The organism is Empedobacter sp. UBA5987 (assembly GCF_002429865.1).
Classification (GTDB): Bacteria; Bacteroidota; Bacteroidia; order Flavobacteriales; family Weeksellaceae; genus Empedobacter; species Empedobacter falsenii_B.
This window is the reverse complement of the sequence record NZ_DJBB01000040.1, coordinates 1-16,473: the sequence shown is the minus strand read 5'-3', so window position 1 is coordinate 16,473 and position 16,473 is coordinate 1. Positions and strand designations below refer to the sequence as shown.

Annotated in this window: 15 protein-coding genes, 1 tRNA gene and 1 pseudogene; 8 read left to right on the top strand and 9 right to left on the bottom strand. The window is 29.5% G+C overall.

Going from position 1 to position 16,473, the window contains the following annotated elements; translation table 11 throughout:
* The first annotated feature begins 144 nt into the window (after window positions 1-144).
* From hisS to B3J26_RS06130, 3 genes are all read left to right on the top strand, one after another.
* Entirely contained in the window at window positions 145-1,515 is a 1,371-nt protein-coding gene (gene hisS / locus B3J26_RS06140) for a histidine--tRNA ligase (protein WP_125350782.1), read from the top strand.
* Window positions 1,516-1,653: 138 nt separating this feature from the next.
* Entirely contained in the window at window positions 1,654-2,574 is a 921-nt protein-coding gene (locus B3J26_RS06135) for a PfkB family carbohydrate kinase (protein WP_291073800.1), read from the top strand.
* 304 nt (window positions 2,575-2,878) lie between these two features.
* A complete protein-coding gene (locus B3J26_RS06130; RefSeq protein WP_257468033.1) occupies window positions 2,879-3,322 on the top strand; it encodes a hypothetical protein in 444 nt (147 codons plus the stop codon).
* A gap of 40 nt (window positions 3,323-3,362) precedes the next feature.
* Here B3J26_RS06130 and B3J26_RS06125 read toward each other — a convergent pair.
* The 3 genes and pseudogenes from B3J26_RS06125 to B3J26_RS06115 all read right to left on the bottom strand — a co-directional run bounded on the left by B3J26_RS06125 (window position 3,363) and on the right by B3J26_RS06115 (window position 4,888).
* Window positions 3,363-3,436: transfer RNA gene (locus B3J26_RS06125), tRNA-Arg, on the bottom strand.
* A gap of 83 nt (window positions 3,437-3,519) precedes the next feature.
* Window positions 3,520-4,146 (bottom strand): annotated as a pseudogene (locus tag B3J26_RS06120) (LURP-one-related family protein); the annotation flags it as partial.
* Between the two features lie 46 nt (window positions 4,147-4,192).
* Window positions 4,193-4,888 (bottom strand): YjjG family noncanonical pyrimidine nucleotidase, encoded by a 696-nt coding sequence (locus B3J26_RS06115; RefSeq protein ID WP_125350778.1) that lies wholly within the window; start codon window positions 4,886-4,888, stop codon window positions 4,193-4,195.
* 51 nt (window positions 4,889-4,939) lie between these two features.
* Here B3J26_RS06115 and B3J26_RS06110 point away from each other — a divergent pair, with 51 nt between their 5' ends.
* From B3J26_RS06110 to B3J26_RS06095, 4 genes are read left to right on the top strand one after another with little or no spacing between them, the layout of a single operon-like run.
* Window positions 4,940-6,199: a lipopolysaccharide biosynthesis protein gene (locus B3J26_RS06110; protein WP_125350777.1), complete on the top strand. Its 1,260-nt coding sequence runs from the start codon at window positions 4,940-4,942 to the stop codon at window positions 6,197-6,199.
* Window positions 6,192-7,328 (top strand): glycosyltransferase family 4 protein, encoded by a 1,137-nt coding sequence (locus B3J26_RS06105; RefSeq protein ID WP_125350776.1) that lies wholly within the window; start codon window positions 6,192-6,194, stop codon window positions 7,326-7,328. The genes B3J26_RS06110 and B3J26_RS06105 overlap by 8 nt, the downstream gene beginning before the upstream one ends.
* A complete protein-coding gene (locus B3J26_RS06100; protein ID WP_280049013.1) occupies window positions 7,325-8,572 on the top strand; it encodes a polysaccharide biosynthesis C-terminal domain-containing protein in 1,248 nt (415 codons plus the stop codon). The genes B3J26_RS06105 and B3J26_RS06100 overlap by 4 nt, the downstream gene beginning before the upstream one ends.
* Before the next feature lie 2 nt (window positions 8,573-8,574).
* The gene (locus tag B3J26_RS06095) at window positions 8,575-9,378 is read left to right on the top strand and encodes a class I SAM-dependent methyltransferase (RefSeq protein WP_125349542.1); all 804 of its coding nucleotides are present in this window, start codon (window positions 8,575-8,577) and stop codon (window positions 9,376-9,378) included.
* Here the strand turns inward: B3J26_RS06095 and B3J26_RS06090 are convergent.
* Window positions 9,375-10,250, bottom strand: coding sequence for a polysaccharide deacetylase family protein (locus B3J26_RS06090; protein WP_291073797.1), 876 nt, complete (start codon window positions 10,248-10,250; stop codon window positions 9,375-9,377). The two genes, B3J26_RS06095 and B3J26_RS06090, sit on opposite strands and share 4 nt — an antisense overlap.
* 106 nt (window positions 10,251-10,356) lie before the next feature.
* Here B3J26_RS06090 and B3J26_RS06085 point away from each other — a divergent pair, with 106 nt between their 5' ends.
* Window positions 10,357-11,052, top strand: a complete 696-nt coding sequence (locus B3J26_RS06085; RefSeq protein WP_291073795.1) for a class I SAM-dependent methyltransferase — start codon at window positions 10,357-10,359, stop codon at window positions 11,050-11,052.
* On the opposite strand, the gene B3J26_RS06080 is transcribed toward B3J26_RS06085, so the two are convergent.
* The 5 genes from B3J26_RS06080 to B3J26_RS06060 form a co-directional block, all read right to left on the bottom strand.
* Window positions 11,026-11,913, bottom strand: coding sequence for a hypothetical protein (locus B3J26_RS06080; protein WP_291073793.1), 888 nt, complete (start codon window positions 11,911-11,913; stop codon window positions 11,026-11,028). The genes B3J26_RS06085 and B3J26_RS06080 overlap by 27 nt on opposite strands.
* Window positions 11,910-13,139 (bottom strand): polysaccharide deacetylase family protein, encoded by a 1,230-nt coding sequence (locus B3J26_RS06075; protein WP_291073792.1) that lies wholly within the window; start codon window positions 13,137-13,139, stop codon window positions 11,910-11,912. Before B3J26_RS06075 ends, B3J26_RS06080 begins: the two co-directional genes overlap by 4 nt.
* Before the next feature lie 26 nt (window positions 13,140-13,165).
* Window positions 13,166-13,867 carry a RadC family protein gene (gene radC / locus B3J26_RS06070; protein WP_286512688.1) on the bottom strand — a complete coding sequence of 234 codons (702 nt, stop codon included), beginning with the start codon at window positions 13,865-13,867 and terminating at the stop codon, window positions 13,166-13,168.
* Window positions 13,845-14,318: a hypothetical protein gene (locus tag B3J26_RS06065; RefSeq protein ID WP_291073789.1), complete on the bottom strand. Its 474-nt coding sequence runs from the start codon at window positions 14,316-14,318 to the stop codon at window positions 13,845-13,847. Before B3J26_RS06065 ends, radC begins: the two co-directional genes overlap by 23 nt.
* 77 nt (window positions 14,319-14,395) lie before the next feature.
* A complete protein-coding gene (locus B3J26_RS06060) occupies window positions 14,396-16,078 on the bottom strand; it encodes a glutamine--tRNA ligase/YqeY domain fusion protein (RefSeq protein WP_291073788.1) in 1,683 nt (560 codons plus the stop codon).
* Window positions 16,079-16,473 lie beyond the last annotated feature (395 nt).

Sequence of the window (16,473 nt, the reverse complement as noted above, 5' to 3'; positions counted from 1 at the left end):
TTAATTAAGATTTACGATTGACGAAGTTTGATTTATGATTTTTTATAATGATTTTCAATCCTAAAACAATGATTTTGAAACAAAATGTCGAGTTAAAAATCAAAATGATGTATTTTTGCATCTTTATAAGTAAGATTTAGAAAAATGGCAATTCAAAAACCATCGATTCCCAAAGGGACAAGAGATTTCTCACCTTTAGAAGTGAATCGTCGTCAATATATTATCAACACGATTAAAAAACAATTCGTGTTATTCGGATTCTCTCCAATCGAAACTCCATCATTCGAAAATTTATCAACTTTAACAGGTAAATACGGAGAAGAAGGAGATCGATTAATTTTCAAGATTTTGAATTCTGGAGATTATTTAGCAAAAGTTGATGAGCAATTGTTAACAGATAGAAATAGTCAAAAAGTAATTGCGCAAATCTCTGAAAAAGCGTTGCGTTATGATTTAACCGTGCCTTTTGCGCGTTATGTGGTACAACATCAGAATGAAATTACATTTCCTTTCAAACGTTACCAAATTCAACCAGTTTGGCGTGCCGATCGTCCTCAAAAAGGTCGTTTCCGTGAGTTTTTTCAATGTGATGCGGATGTTGTAGGTTCGGATTCGTTATTACAAGAAGTTGATTTTATACAATTATATGATTCAGTTTTTACAGAATTAAAAACGCCAGTTGAAATTCATATCAACAATCGTAAAATTTTATCAGGTTTAGCAGAAGTAGCAGATATTTCGGCTCAATTGATTGATTTTACTGTGGCTTTAGATAAGTTGGATAAAATTGGTGAAGAAGCGGTGAAAGAAGAAATGCGTGGAAAAGGAATTTCTGATTCTGCGATTGAAATTTTATCACCTTTATTCTCAATGAATGGAGATTGTAAAACACAATTTGCTCAATTAAAAGAAATTTTAAAATCTTCGGAAACTGGATTAAAAGGAATTGAAGAATTAGAATTTGTTTTTGAAAATACAACAACTATTGGTTTACAATCTGCTGAATTAGTATTAAACTTAACTTTAGCGCGTGGTTTAGATTATTATACAGGAGCTATTTTCGAAGTGAAAGCGAAAATCGGAGAATTCTCTTCATCTATTGGGGGTGGAGGTCGCTACGATGATTTGACAGGAATTTTCGGATTGAAAGATATTTCTGGTGTTGGAATTTCTTTTGGATTAGATCGTACGTATTTAGTTTTAGAAGAAAATAATTTATTCCCAGCTTTAGAAGATTCAACAAATATTCAAGCGTTGTTCATTAATTTCGGAACGAAAGAAGCTACTGAAGCAATGAAATTGGTGAAACAATTACGTCAAAGTGGAATTAATACAGAGGTTTATCCTGATGATGCAAAAATGAAAAAACAAATGGGATATGCTGATAAAAAAGGAATTAAGAAAGTAATTCTTTTGGGTGAGAAAGAAATTGCAGAGCAAAAAGCGACTGTAAAAGATATGATTTCGGGAGAACAAACTGAAGTTGCTTTTGCTGATTTGGCTAATGCGTTATAGATTTTGGAAAGAATCTAATTGTATTTGTTTAATATATAACAAGTTAAATAAGGTTTAGATACAAAATAATAAATAGGCATTATGCCTTAATTCAAATCTATTCAATATATTTGCAAACTATTTAATCAAGAATATAAAATGAGTTTATTAACAGTTGGTACAGTTGCCTTTGATAAATTAGAATCTCCTTTTGGAAAAACAGATAAAATCTTAGGTGGTGCCGCTACATATATCGGTATGGCGTCTTCTTTATTGGGCGTGGATACAGCAATCGTTTCAGTTGTTGGTGGAGATTTTCCACAAGAATACATCGATTTATTAATTTCAAAAGGAATTAATTTAGATGGTTTAGAAATCGTAAAAGAAGGAAAAACATTCTTTTGGGAAGGTAAATACCACAACGATTTGAACACACGTGATACGTTAGCAACAGAATTGAATGTTTTAGAAACGTTTAATCCAATTGTACCTCAAGATCGCAAATCTCCAGACGTTTTGATGTTAGGAAACTTACATCCATTGGTACAAAAAGGAGTGTTGACACAGTTAGATAATCGTCCAGGTTTGGTTGTTTTAGATACAATGAACTTTTGGATGGATTGTGCTTGGAATGAGTTAATGGATGTAATCAAAGATGTTGATGTAATTTCTATTAATGATGAAGAAGCGCGTCAAATGTCAGGTGAATATAGTTTAGTGAAAGCAGCTAAAAAAATTATGACATTCGGGCCAAAAACAGTTATCATCAAAAAAGGTGAGCACGGAGCTTTATTATTCCAAGAAGAACAAGTTTTCTTTGCACCAGCTTTACCATTAGAAGATGTTTTCGATCCAACAGGAGCTGGAGATACATTCGCAGGTGGTTTCTCTGGATACTTAGCAAAAACAAACGATTTTTCTTTCGATAACATGAAACGTGCAATTGTTTACGGATCTGCATTAGCATCTGTAACATGTGAAAAATTTGGAACAGAATCATTAGGAGCTTTAACACGTGATGGTTTAGCTGAACGTTTGAAAGAATTCAATAAATTAATGGATTTCTCAATAAATTTATAAGAAAATTATTCATCAAAATATTTAAAGCCTTGCATTTGCAAGGCTTTTTTGTTTTATATTAGATTGTAAATTTATTTATATGCAAGCTATTTTTGAAATAATTTTTATTGCGATTAGTGAACTTATAATAGAAATTTTTGGAATACGAGTTCGATATATTATTTTAAAACTATTTAATCCAAAGTTAAATTTTGAGGAATTTTCTCAAAATGAATCAGGTTGGCATAAATTTATAATGCAGTAGTAGGTTTGTTAATTCTAATTGGATTAATATTTGGTGTTGCTTTCTTATATTTTAATTAAAATGAAAAACAAAATTATACATCTTCTCATATTGGCATTTTCCTCTTTACTTTCTGGAATAATGATTTCGAAAATGTCATTCATCGGTAAAATAGGAATCACAATTATTTACAACGAATATACGATCCTGAAATCGTGGTGGAAAACAGCCTTGTTATTATTCGCTATACAAGCTGTTATTTTTATCGTATTATCCATTTGGAATGAGAAAACAACGAAACGTTTTAAACGTTTGTTATTGCCTCTCATTTTCCTTTTTATGGGAATTATTGGATTAATTTATTGCTATTACGATTTTACTGAAACCTCACATCGTTTATTGAAAAAGACTTTCCATTTCGGATTTTATATTTTTTGGTTTACGTGGTTTGGGAATTGTATATTTTTTATGACAAAAAAATCTCAAAAAGTAGAAGAAATTCCGCAAGAAACAGAAGTGTATTAAAATAAAAAGCTCATCAAATTTTGATGAGCTTTTGCTTTTGTGACCGAGACAGGATTCAAACCTGTAACCTCTTGAGCCGTAATCAAGTGCGCTATTCAGTTGCGCCACTCGGCCATTCCTGATAAGAAACTATTGTTCTTATTTTGGACTGCAAATATAAAGACTATTTTTGAATCTGCAAATATTTTTTAATAAAATTATCCTCTATCTCTATCGCTTATGAGCATCATCATAAAACTCAAAACAAAAAGTGTATCATTTTCAGTTGATTGATATTGATTTAGTTTAAATTTTCGTCCAAAGAATGAAGGTTCTTTTGATACTTCCATCATTTCTCTTCCTTGTAAATCAGTTAAAACATATTTTGGATTGAAAATATAACCGGAGAAAAATCCTACAACGGGAATTTCACCAACCATTCCGTCCATCATGCGTGTAAAACCACTACGTTCGTTGATTGTAAATAAATGATTATCATTTGCGTCGTAAATATGAAAAGTCGCTTTCCAAAAGGATTTGAAAGTTTTTCGTTTTGCTTTACCAACAACATTTCCGTTCGCATCTGTAATGGTAAAAGTTTGTTGAAAATCGATGATTTTATTCGAACGAAGTTGAAAAAGTTCTTCTTTTTTTGATGAATCACGGTAGATTTTAATCACATCTCGCCACGAAAGAATTTTTTCGCGTACATAAAACACAGGTTGATTATTAGCATCTGTTACAGAAAAATCATTGGAAAAAGTTGTAATATGAAACTTTATATCAAGCGGAAATTTTAGGTTGTTTAAATTCATAAGTATTGAGTAATTTTTATCAAAAATAGATTTTTTTCGGACATAAAAAAAGGTTCAGAATTTCTGAACCTTAAGTTTATAAATAATTTCTTACTTCATCTAAATGTGTAATCGTTGGAACATCATCCATCGAAAAATTATCATCTAATCGATCAAAGAAAATCGCCGACATTCCGAAAGCTTTTGCGCCAACAGCGTCCGCAATCCAATCGTCACCAATGTAAATTGATTCATCTTTTTTAGCACCAGATTTTTCCATTGCCAAAGAAAAAATACGAGGATCAGGTTTCAAGATTTTGATTTCGTCTGCATAAGTTACCGTATCAAAATAACCATTTAATTCTGATGTTTCAATTTTACGTTTCGAAACTTCGATAAATCCATTTGTGATAATGTGTAATTGATATTTTGGTTTCAAATAATCCAACAATTCCATTGCTCCATCCACCACTTCATTGTAATTGGTAATCGTTTCCATGTATTCTTCTTCAAAAATCTTTGCTAGAGCATCATTATCAATCCCAAGATTATCAAAAGCTTCTTTGAAACGACGAGCACGTAATTCTTCTTTTGTAATTTTTTTGTCACGAATCAAAGCCCAAAGACCTTCGTTGCTATCGTGATAAAATGGATGAAATTCCTCGAATGTAAAACCATATCTATTTTCTACATCATACTTTTTGTAAAGCTCATCTAGCGCGAGTTTTGCATTTTTTCTGAAATCCCAAAGTGTGTTATCAAGATCGAAAAAAACGTGTTTTATTGTGTTCATAAATGCAAAGCTAAGGATTTTATGTAGATTTGCTGATGAAGAAAATATCAATTGAAAGCGAAGTTAGAAAAATTTAAAACGAAGAATGCCAAAGGTGTTTTGTCTTTGTTGGCAGGTAACACAATTGCGCAAGTGATTATGTTTATTGGCGGAATTATTTTGGCTCGAATTTATGGTCCAGAAGCGTCGGGAACTTACAATGCTTTTTTAAGTTTTGTGGCCATTCTTTCTATTTTGACAACGTTTCGTTTAGAGAATATTTTCGTGATTTCGAAATCATCAAAAGCGATTCGAAATTTGTTTACAACCCTATTATTAGTGAGTAGTATTGTAACGATTTTATTCTTTTTGGGTTATGCTATTTTAGAAAAAATTTTCACATTCAAAACCTCCTTATTTATTGTTTTCTTAAGTTGTGTTGCAGGATTATTTACAGCTTGGAATAATGTTCAAAATACATTGTTTACGAAGTATAAATTATTCAAAAGTATTTCAACTGGATTTGTGATTAATGCACTGTTTTCGGTCTTTTTCCAGTTCATTTTTTATTGGATAGGCTACAAAGAAACAGGATTGATTTATGGAACAATTTTCGGAACTATTTTGTCTTGTGCATACTATTTTTCAATTACAAAAGGACGATTTTCTTCGATTGATTTTGGGTTGGCTAAACGAACAATTTCTAAGAACAAAGAAATCCTAAAATATACATTACCCTCAGAATCGTTGAATGCAATTGCGAACAATTTGTTACCAATTATGATTGCGATTTATTTTATGAAAGAAGATGTAGCTTTTGTGGGAAATTCAGCTAAAATTTTGGTTGTTCCTTTGACATTACTTTCCAATTCGATGTCGAAAGTTTTCTTTCAGAAATCTGCTGCAATGATTGATCATCGTTCGCATCAATTATATGATTTATCGAAAAAAGTGGTACTGTACAACGTTGGAGCAATTGCTGTTTTTCTTTTGTTGATGAATTGTATCGGAATTTTTATTCTCGAGTGGATGCTTGGACCAGAATGGCGAGGCCTGCATATTATGACGTGGATACTTTCATTTTGGATTTTGTGTCGTTCTGCAATGAATCCTATTCAGCAAATAGTCGTGGTTATCAAGAAAAATCATTACGCACTATACTTCAATATTTATTTGGTTTTCGTCACATTGATTACTTGTGTGATTGGCGGACTAAATAAAAACATACTTTTGACGTTATCTCTATATTCTTTCTTTGCAGGAATGGGCTATTTGGTTCAACTTTACTTTGTAATGAAAGAACTGAAACGTTATAAAAAGTTAGGTGAATAATTCGAGAAAAAATATTTTAGCTTTAGCATCTTGGTATCCGAGTAGAATTTTTTTAGATAATGGAGATTTTATTCAGCGCCATTTACGTTCTATCTCTACTTTAAATAATGTGACGCTTGTTCATGCAGTAAAAGATGAAAATTTAAAATCTAATTTTGAAATAGATGATTCTATCAACCAAAATGTAAGAGAAATAATTGTTTATTTTAAACCATCTTTTTTTCGCCCGTTTAATTTAATCAAACAATTTATAGCTTTTCTGAAAGGAGTTTCTTTGATTAATAATTTTGATATAATTCATCTCAATGTTGTTTATCCGGCAGGTTTAGTTGCTTTATTTTTGAAAAATAAATACAAAAAACCAATAGTTTTAACAGAGCATTGGACAGGATTTTCTCCAGAACGTTTTATTTCATTTCCATTTTACAAGAAGTTTTTAATTAAAAAAATACTTAGAAAGGTAGATGTTTTAACGCCTGTTTCAAATGATTTAGCACAGAAAATACTTAAAATTTATCCTATAACAATTGTAAAAATTATTCCAAATGTTGTGGATGTAGAATTGTTTTCGGTAAAAGAAGATTGTAAAATAAAAAGAATAACTTTTTTACATCTTTCGCATTTAGAAAATGAACATAAAAATATTTTAGGAATGTTGAATGTTGTTAAAAAGTTAGTTGATAATGGCTATAATTTTGAATTTCAGATTGGAGGAAATGGAGATTTAACTTTGATTAATAATTTTGTTGAAGAAAATAATTTGTCTGCTTTTGTAAAATCTTTTGGGCGATTACAACATTTTGAAGTGAATCAAAAGATGAAAAATGTGAATTGTTTTGTACTTTTTAGTAATTATGAAAATCAACCTTGTGTACAAATAGAAGCTTTTGCTTCGGGAATTCCTGTTATCGCAAGTGATGTTGGTGGAATTAAAGAATTTATGCCAAATAATTTTGGATTTATTGTGAATAAAAATGATGAATCAGCACTTTATAAAGCAATGGTTGAGGTGATAGAAGGTTATGAATTTGCAACACCAAAGGAATTAAATAATTATGTTTTGAATAATTTTTCTAAGGAAGAAATTGCTCAACAATTTGATGATGTCTACACGAAAGTTTTAGAATGAAAGATTTAATCAAATTCATACAATCCTTTTTACAAAACAATGGTTTTTACGTTTTTTTATCTTTTGTGGTAGAAAAATTAGTGATGTTGATTAATACCATTTTCATTGTAAAAATGATTCCTCAAGATGAATTTGGTCGTATAACACTTATCGCATCTATCATTGGGTTTGTTACGCCATGGAATGGATTAGGTTCATTACAGGTTTTGATGAAATTTGGTGCTGGTGAAGAAAATGAACAAACACGTAAAGACCTAAGTCGAAAATTATTTAGAAATGGTGTTATTAATCAGCTTATTTTATGTAGTCTTTTTATTGTAATTGCTAATTTTTATGCCATAAAATTTGATCATTTATTGTGGATTATTCTCTTGTTTTCTGTTCGTCTTTTGGGCTTATTTTTCCAATCACATCTTACAATTGATTATCGTATAAATGGTTTTAATAAAAAGTTTGCTTCATTAAATATATTGATTAACTGTTTGGGACTGATTTTTACATTTTTCTTAACCATCAACTTTGGAGCAATTGGTTATATGATTTCGCTGGCGATTACACCTTTTATTAGTTTATTTTTCTATTCTAAAACAATTTTACAACAATCAATAAGTGGTTTAAGTGAAATGAATTGGAAAATGATGTGGAAATATGGAAGAATGGAATCTTTGGCTTATTTCGCTTCAGAGTTATTGTTTTCGATTGATATTGGAATGATTGCGATTTTTATGACAGATAAAGATATTGCTTTGTATAAAGTTGCGATTCTTTTGCCTATGAATTTATTATTTATTCCGACTATATTATTTCAAACCGATTTTCCTCGAATTATTAAAAATAGTCAGAACAAGGATTTTCTGAAATTTTATATAAAAAATTATTATAAGCTATTCATTCCTATAGGAATTAGTATTCTTTTAGGAAGTTATTTTCTTAGAGATTTTATAATCGAGTTATTTTTCAATAAAAGTTATTTAACTGGTGGTACAGTTTTTTTTATTGCAACAATAGCAGTTGTTTTAGCAATGTTGTTTAGAGTATTATACATTAACTTGAATAGTACAATAGGAAGATCAGATTGGAATGTAAGAGTATCAATCCTCTCAATTGTTTGTTTAGTTATTTTTGATGCGCTATTAATTCCTTTTTATGGAATAGAAGGAGCAGCTTTAGGTATGTTAATAACTTTCTTAATTTCTGGATTATACGCATATTATTTGTTTAATAAGTATTTAAAAAATATTTAAAAATGTCATTATCAAAAAAAATATCAAAATTTATAAATGGATTTTTTCAAATTTGTAAGAATCCTTGGTTATTAAATATTATCATTGACCAAAATGAAAATTGGGAAAAGAAAACGCCAAATCATTATAAGAAAGGACTAAATCAAGTTTCTTTAGATCAATTATTTCCAAATTTTGACGGAAAATTAGATACAGTTGCTTTTTTAGATGGCGGTTCTTTGATTACAGATTTATTACTGCTGAAAAATGCGTGTAAAGAATTTGAACAATGTAAATATTTCGAAATTGGAACTTGGAGAGGAGAAAGTATTGTTAATTTGATTGATGTTGCTGATGATTTGAATACGTTAGATTTAGATACAAAGGATTATAAAACGTATAACTTTTCACAAGATTATGAAAATGCACATGGTTTTTTTATAAAAGATAAATCTAAAATAAAACAACATTTAGGAGACTCGACTAAATTTGATTTTTCAGGATTGAATAAAAAATTTGATGTAATTTTTATCGATGGAAATCATCGTTTTGATTTTGTAGTTTCGGATACAAAAAATGTTTTTGAACATCTGATTCATGAAAACTCTATCGTTATTTGGCATGATTATGCATTCTCGCCAGAAAAGATACGTTTTGAAATATTGAATGCAATTATAAAAGGAGTTCCTAAACAATTTCATAAAAATCTATATCATGTAGAAAATACAATGTGTGCTATTTATACACCAAAGAATTATGAAGGAAATATTCTTAAACTTTACGATAATCCAAAGAGAATTTTTTCTATAGATTTAAAAATTAATTAATGAGAAACAACATGCTTCTGTAGTAGTTTCTGAATATAAAATTTATAACGATTCTTTTTTATAAAAATTGCTGGGTTAGAAATACAATTATCCATCGGAAGTCGCTGAATATTTGTTGAAATCTCATCGTTTTTTATTCCTGCCGTACCAAATGTAAAATCGGATTTTATAGTATTAAAAAAGTTTATAGAAACTCCATCATCTGTAAAAGGAAAAGAAAAAACTCGATAATCCAAATTAAACTTTTGTTGGATAAAATCTAAACTTTCATTTGTCTCTATAAGTTGTTGTTCAAAAGAAATATCGCGATAATAAGGATGATTCATTGAATGTGCGCCAATTGTAAAGCCTTGATGAATTAATGCTTTAATTTCATTTTCATTCAAATAAATTTCAACATCATTTAGTTTTATTTCTTGTTTTAAAATTAATGAATTAATTTTTTTAAGATCATGAATAGAATAATTTAAAAGTTCTTTTTTAAGGTTATTGTCTGTAATGTTTTCTAAAATGAAAGCAACTTTATACCGATAAAAAATTTCTTGATTGTCAATAAAATTTGGATTGATAAAAAAAGTTGCATCTAAATTTCGTTCTTTTAATATTGGAGCAATTATAGAGTAACATTGTTTCAAACCATCATCAAAACTAAGATGAAAGTAATTTTCTTGAGGAATAGAACCATTTTTTTCGTATAAATCAATTAATTCAATCATAGAAATATTGACATAATTTTTCTGAAAAAAATCTAATTCACGTTGAAATTGATCAATAGATTTTAATGGATATAATTGATCGATATGAATTAATCTTTTATCTGAAACTGTATGGTAAAAAGGAAATATATTTTTTTTGAATAAATTTAATATCATAAAATAGCAGTCTTAACGTTTGTAAGTAATGAATGCAATTAAAACATTTTATAAAAAAATATTTTCCGAAAAGATAAGAATTAATAATAGAAAAAATTTAAAGAAATTGAATGGATTATTTCTGAAAGGAAATAATTTTTATTGTAATTGTTGCGAACAATCTTTTTCTAAGTTTTTGGATAAATCAAACGGTATAGATAACCGAGAAAATGCTGAATGTCCAAATTGTGGTTCATTAGAAAGGACAAGAGTTTTGTTAGAGTTTATAAAAAATGAAACAGATTTATTGGTTAAACCGAATAAATTATTGCATATTGCTCCAGAAGACGCATTGAAAAATATTTTTAAACAGACCGATAATTTACGTTATATCAATGCTGATATTAACATTAATCTTGCTGATGAAGAAATGGATATTACTTCAATAAATTATCCTGATAAAACATTTGATTATATAATTTGTTGTCATGTTTTAGGGCATATTCCAAACGAAAAAAAGGCAATTGATGAATTGTTTCGCGTTCTAAAAAAAGGAGGAAAAGCTTTGATTCAAACTCCTATTCATCCAATAAATAATACGTTTGAAAATGCTGAATTTAAGACAGAAGAAGAACGATTAAAAAATTATGGCGAAAAAGATTTATTGAGATTGCATGGACAGGACTTTCAAGAAAGATTAAAACGTGAAAATATAATTGTCGAAAAAATAGATTATCGAAATAAAATTGATCATAATTTAGCAAAGAAACTTTCTGTTGGAAATGGCTATCGTGAATTAATTTTTCTTTGTCAAAAAGTCTAAATTAGAATAGTTTGTATAATGATTTTTTATAGCACCAAAACCTTGCATAAATTTAGCTATAGAAGGAATCATAGAACCTTCGAAATCAAGTGTTAATTCTGAATTAGAAAAGTTTTTGATAATGTAATCTATTATGTAAGCTGATCCAAAATTACTTTTTGAATTCTTATTTCTTGCAAAAGCAAAATTATAAACTCGATTTTTAGAAATCATGATTAATTGACAACCAAGTAAGTTCTTTTCATTGTCAAAAATTTCATAAACATTAATGATTTTTTTACTTAATAACTGCTCAAGTTTATCTTTTGAATAGTTAATTAAGTTATTTGAAGTCATATACTCGTAAGAAGAATTTATTTTATGAAAGTTATTTAATTGATTAGTTTTGTTTAAGTTATAATCAAATTTTATTGCTTGTCTAACTTTGTTTCTTCGATTTCTGCTATAATTTGAAAATAAATTTTCATAATCTTGACCCAAATCTAAGATATAATTAACCTTTTTCTGTCCCTTCGGCTCAAACATCTCTGTATTTTCTTCATTAAAAGCATAAGCTCTCACTAAATTTCGATGTAGTTTTTTTTCAAAACGTTTGAAAGTTTCTTTCGAAAAATTTGCTTGATGAAAAACTCCTAATTGTTGACAATAAATTGGTTGTACAATGAATTTAAACCCAAATTTCTTCACAAAAGGTAAAGGCATTATGGCTTCATAGTCATTTAAAACGTAACAATCCCAATTGTTTTCAACTAAAGCATCTAAATAAAAAACTTCTGCATAAATGCGGTAATTCACCGATCTGTTGAGACATTCGGTGTATTTATTAACATCTAATTTTTTTCGAGAAACTCTTTTTATCATTCAAAAATACTTTCGTAAACTTTTCGCCATTCAGCCCAATCTTCGTTCAAGTTTGATTGGTGGAATAATGTTATAAACGTTCCGTTTGTGGCTTTAATTGTTTGTTTCAATCGTTTTATTTCTTCTAGAGCTTGTTGCGGTGTTAATTTTAAATAATTTTTCAATGTAACATCCATTGCAACAAAAGGATATATAGTTAACAATGTTTGTTGATTTGTTGATAAGTCAAACCATTTGAATGGAGTAGAAGTGCCAGCTCTAAAGCCTAATTGATGAGGGAATCCCATGGTATAATCTTCTAAAATTTCATTTATTAACAATTGTTGATAAGTGAGAGGAATGCTCAATTTAATGAAATGTTGACGTGATTTTTTTATAGGTTGATTGATGATTTTTTCTAATCGATTAATTTCAGTTGTTAATTTATTTTGTTCGAAATTAGATTGATAAGAAGGATGAATTCCAATTTTTGCCCAAGTTGAAATGTTATTTATTAAATCTTTTTGAGCATTATTTTTCCAATGATGATTTTTATCGAAAGTAGAATAATCACCCAATAACCAAAAGAAAATTGTTTCGACTTGATGTTTTTCAGCTAAATCTTTCAAATAATCAAATGTATCATAAGGATCTTTTTCTTTCTGATTCAAAACCTTGATTTGCTGTTTTGCTTCCGAAAAATTTCCCTTAATAATTTTCTTAAAAAGTGAACCAAATTTTACTTTAGGTAAATGATGCAAATATTTCCATGCATAATCTACGTCGTGAGTATTAATCTGTTTGAAAACTCTCTGTTTAAAATATATTTTAGGAAATTTAGACTTTATTTTTTGTTGAATTTCAAGACAAATTTCATCTACAATTGGTTTCGAATAATCTAAATCCGAACCTAAATAACGATCATGTTGATCAAATTGTCCTGGTTTAGCAATGTATTCTTCATAACGAGAAAGCCAATAAAAACATTTACCAAATTCATTTAAAATTGAATAATCAATATTTTTTCGAATAGTTGTTTCTAATAAAATATCATCAACTTTATAATTGATTTCATTATCTAAAAATTGATTCGAAAAGTTGATTTTTGGTAAAATTGATTGTGAAAATTCTTCAAAATCTGTAGTCGTTTTGTAGTCAATTCCCAAAAAATCATGAAAAATAAAATCGAAAATATATTCAATTCGACTTGTGATTTTTTCTGTAAATATGATGATTTTTTGACTCAAATAGTTTTCAATAAAGCTTAAAGATATCAAATTAGGCCATCATCCGCAAACGAATAAAAATCTTTTTGAGAAACAATAATGTGATCTAAAACTTGAATATCTAAAAGAGTGGCACCTTCTTTTATTTTTCGAGTAATGTGTATATCAGACTGACTTGGAGTAAGATTTCCAGAAGGATGATTGTGAGAAAGTATCATTCCAGTTGCCATTAACTCTAAGGCACGTTTAAAAATTACTCGAATATCGACAGCGGTTTGATTAATTCCACCTCGTGAAATTTGCTCAGTTTTAATGATTCGATTTCCTTGATTAAGAAACATCACCCAAAATTCTTCGTTTGGTAAATCGCCAATTTGTTGCTGTAAAATGATCGCGGCGTCCTTGCTCGAAGTAATTTTATCACGCTCCAAAACCTCTTGCGAATTTCTTCTTCTTCCAATTTCCATTGCTGTGATTATCGAAATAGCTTTTGCTTCTCCAACTCCTTTGAATTTGCATAAATCTACAATTGAATATTTAGCTAATTCATTCCAATTATTGTTCGCAGAATTTAAGATTCGTTTTGCCAATTCTACAGCCGATTCTTCACGATTTCCGCTTCCCATGATAATCGCTAACAATTCGGCATCAGAAAGCGACGAACGTCCTTTTAAAGCTAGTTTTTCGCGAGGACGATCATCTTCATTCCAGTTTTTTATCGAATTTTTATTCTCTAAGTAATCCGTCATCGTCGTTCGTAATTTTTATATAAGTATAATAAAAACCGTCATGAAACTCTTCACTAATTCCGAGTGTATTTTGCTCAAGATGAAAACTTTTTCCCATCGATGTATTTCCATTGGTGTAAATCATTGGAACAAGCTCTGTTTTATGAATACTTTTCCCTTTTGCTAAATTATAAGTTACTCGATTTGTTTCCTTACCATTGATAATTGTAATCATCTCAGTGGGCGTAAATTCTATAACTGTAACACGGTCTGCAGGTGGTAATTGTTCGCGTCCTACGATTCCAGCTGATAATTTTACCAATTTCCATCTCCCTATAAGTGTTGGCTCTTGAGTTCTTTCGATTTTATCAGTAGAATCATTCGCTTTTTTTTCTGTTGTTGCTTTGGTTGATTTGCAACTTGATAAGGCAATAAATGCAGTAAATATGATATGAGTGATTTTATTTTTCATGGTTAAAATTTAGATTAAATATAATAAAAAAGCTCGAACAAATTTGTTCGAGCCTGATATTTAATAAAATAGATTTTTTATTTATTCACTTTTGCCCATGTATCTTTAAGCGTAACTGTTCTATTGAAAATTAATTTTTCTGTAGAAGAATCACGATCTAAAGCAAAATATCCAATGCGTTGAAATTGGAATTTATCCTCGACTTTAGCTTCTTTCAAAGCAGGCTCAGCAAAACCTTCTTTTACAGTTAAAGAATTTGGATTGACAAATTGTAAAAAGTCAACATCTTTCTCTGCATCAGGAGATTCAACTGTAAATAAACGATCATATTCGCGCACTTCGATTGGAATATTTTCTGTTGCAGAAACCCAATGCAATGTACCTTTTACTTTACGTTTAGAAGCTTCAGTTCCGCTTCCAGACTTCGTTTCAGGATCGTAAGTTGCATAGATTGTTGTGATATTTCCTTCAGCATCTTTTTCTGCTCTTTCAGCTTTAATGAAATATGCACCTTTCAAACGAACTTCGTTTCCTAAAGATAAACGGAAGAATTTTTTAGGCGCTTCTTCCATAAAATCTTCACGTTCGATATAGATTTCACGCGTAAAAGGAACGATACGAGTTCCAGCAGTTTCATCTTCTGGGTTATTCTCAATTTCTAATTCCTCTACTTGCCCTTCAGGATAATTTTCGATGATAACTTTTACTGGATCAATGACAGCAAAAACACGAGGAGCAATTTTATTTAAATGATCACGAACAGAAAATTCTAATAACGAAATATCTAAAACATTATCACGTTTTGCAACACCGGCTGTATTCCAGAAATTCTTGATCGATTCTGGCGTATAACCGCGACGACGCAAACCTGAAATTGTAGGCATACGTGGATCATCCCAACCTATTACAACTCCTTCTTGTACCAATTTCATCAACTTTCGTTTACTTGTAATCATGTACGAAACATTACCACGAGCAAATTCGCGTTGTTTTGGTTTTTGAGGTTGATTTGGCAACTCAACATTATTCACATACCATTCATATAAATCGCGGTGATTTTTGAATTCTAACGAACACAATGAGTGTGAAATTCCTTCGATATAATCAGATTCTCCATGTGTCCAATCGTACATTGGGTACATTTTCCATGTATCTCCAGTACGGTGATGAGGACGTTTCAAAATACGATACATCACAGGGTCACGCATATTCATATTCGGAGAAGTCATATCTATTTTTGCACGCAAAACATGAGAACCTTCTTCAAACTCTCCAGCTTTCATTCTTTCGAATAACTCTAAGTTTTCTTCTACAGAACGATCTCTATAAGGAGAATTAACTCCTGGTTCGAAAGGAGTTTTACGTTGCTCATTAATCAATTCCGATGTTTGATCGTCGATGTAAGCTTTTCCTTCTTTGATTAATTGTACAGCCCAATCGTAAAGCTGCTGGAAATAATCAGAAGCATAACGTTCCTCTGCCCATTCAAAACCTAACCATTTTACATCTTCACGAATAGAATCTACAAACTCTTGTTCTTCTTTCTCAGGGTTTGTATCATCAAAACGTAAATTTACAGGTGCATTGTAACGCTGTCCTAAACCGAAGTTTAAGCAGATTGCTTTTGCATGCCCTATATGCAAATAACCATTTGGTTCTGGAGGGAAACGAAAACGTAAATTTTCTTTTGGCATCCCATTCGCTAAATCATCTTCAATGATTTGCTCAATAAAATTCAATGATTTTTTTTCTTCTTCCATTTCTTAATTACGATTGAGTGTGCAAAGGTACAAAAAATCACTCATTTAGATATGATTTTAAACACTTCTATTTTCAAGAAATATATATGAAATTGAAAGTTTGGTTTTATAAACCAGAAAAGAATAAATTAACGATAATTAAATTTATTTTTCTATTTTTATAACACCATAAATCCACTGAATGTCAAAACTTTATGTTTTTTTCCATTTTTTATAGAGTAAATCTATTTATTTTTAGCTTAATCGTATTTTTATCTCTTATTATAAATGGACCTTATGGAATAAACAATATTGTTTTAATAGCTATTTTATCAGAAATAACATCAAATGTTTATCATCTAAATTATAAAAAAAATGAGTTCTATTTCTATTATAACCCGTAGTGCATTTGTATT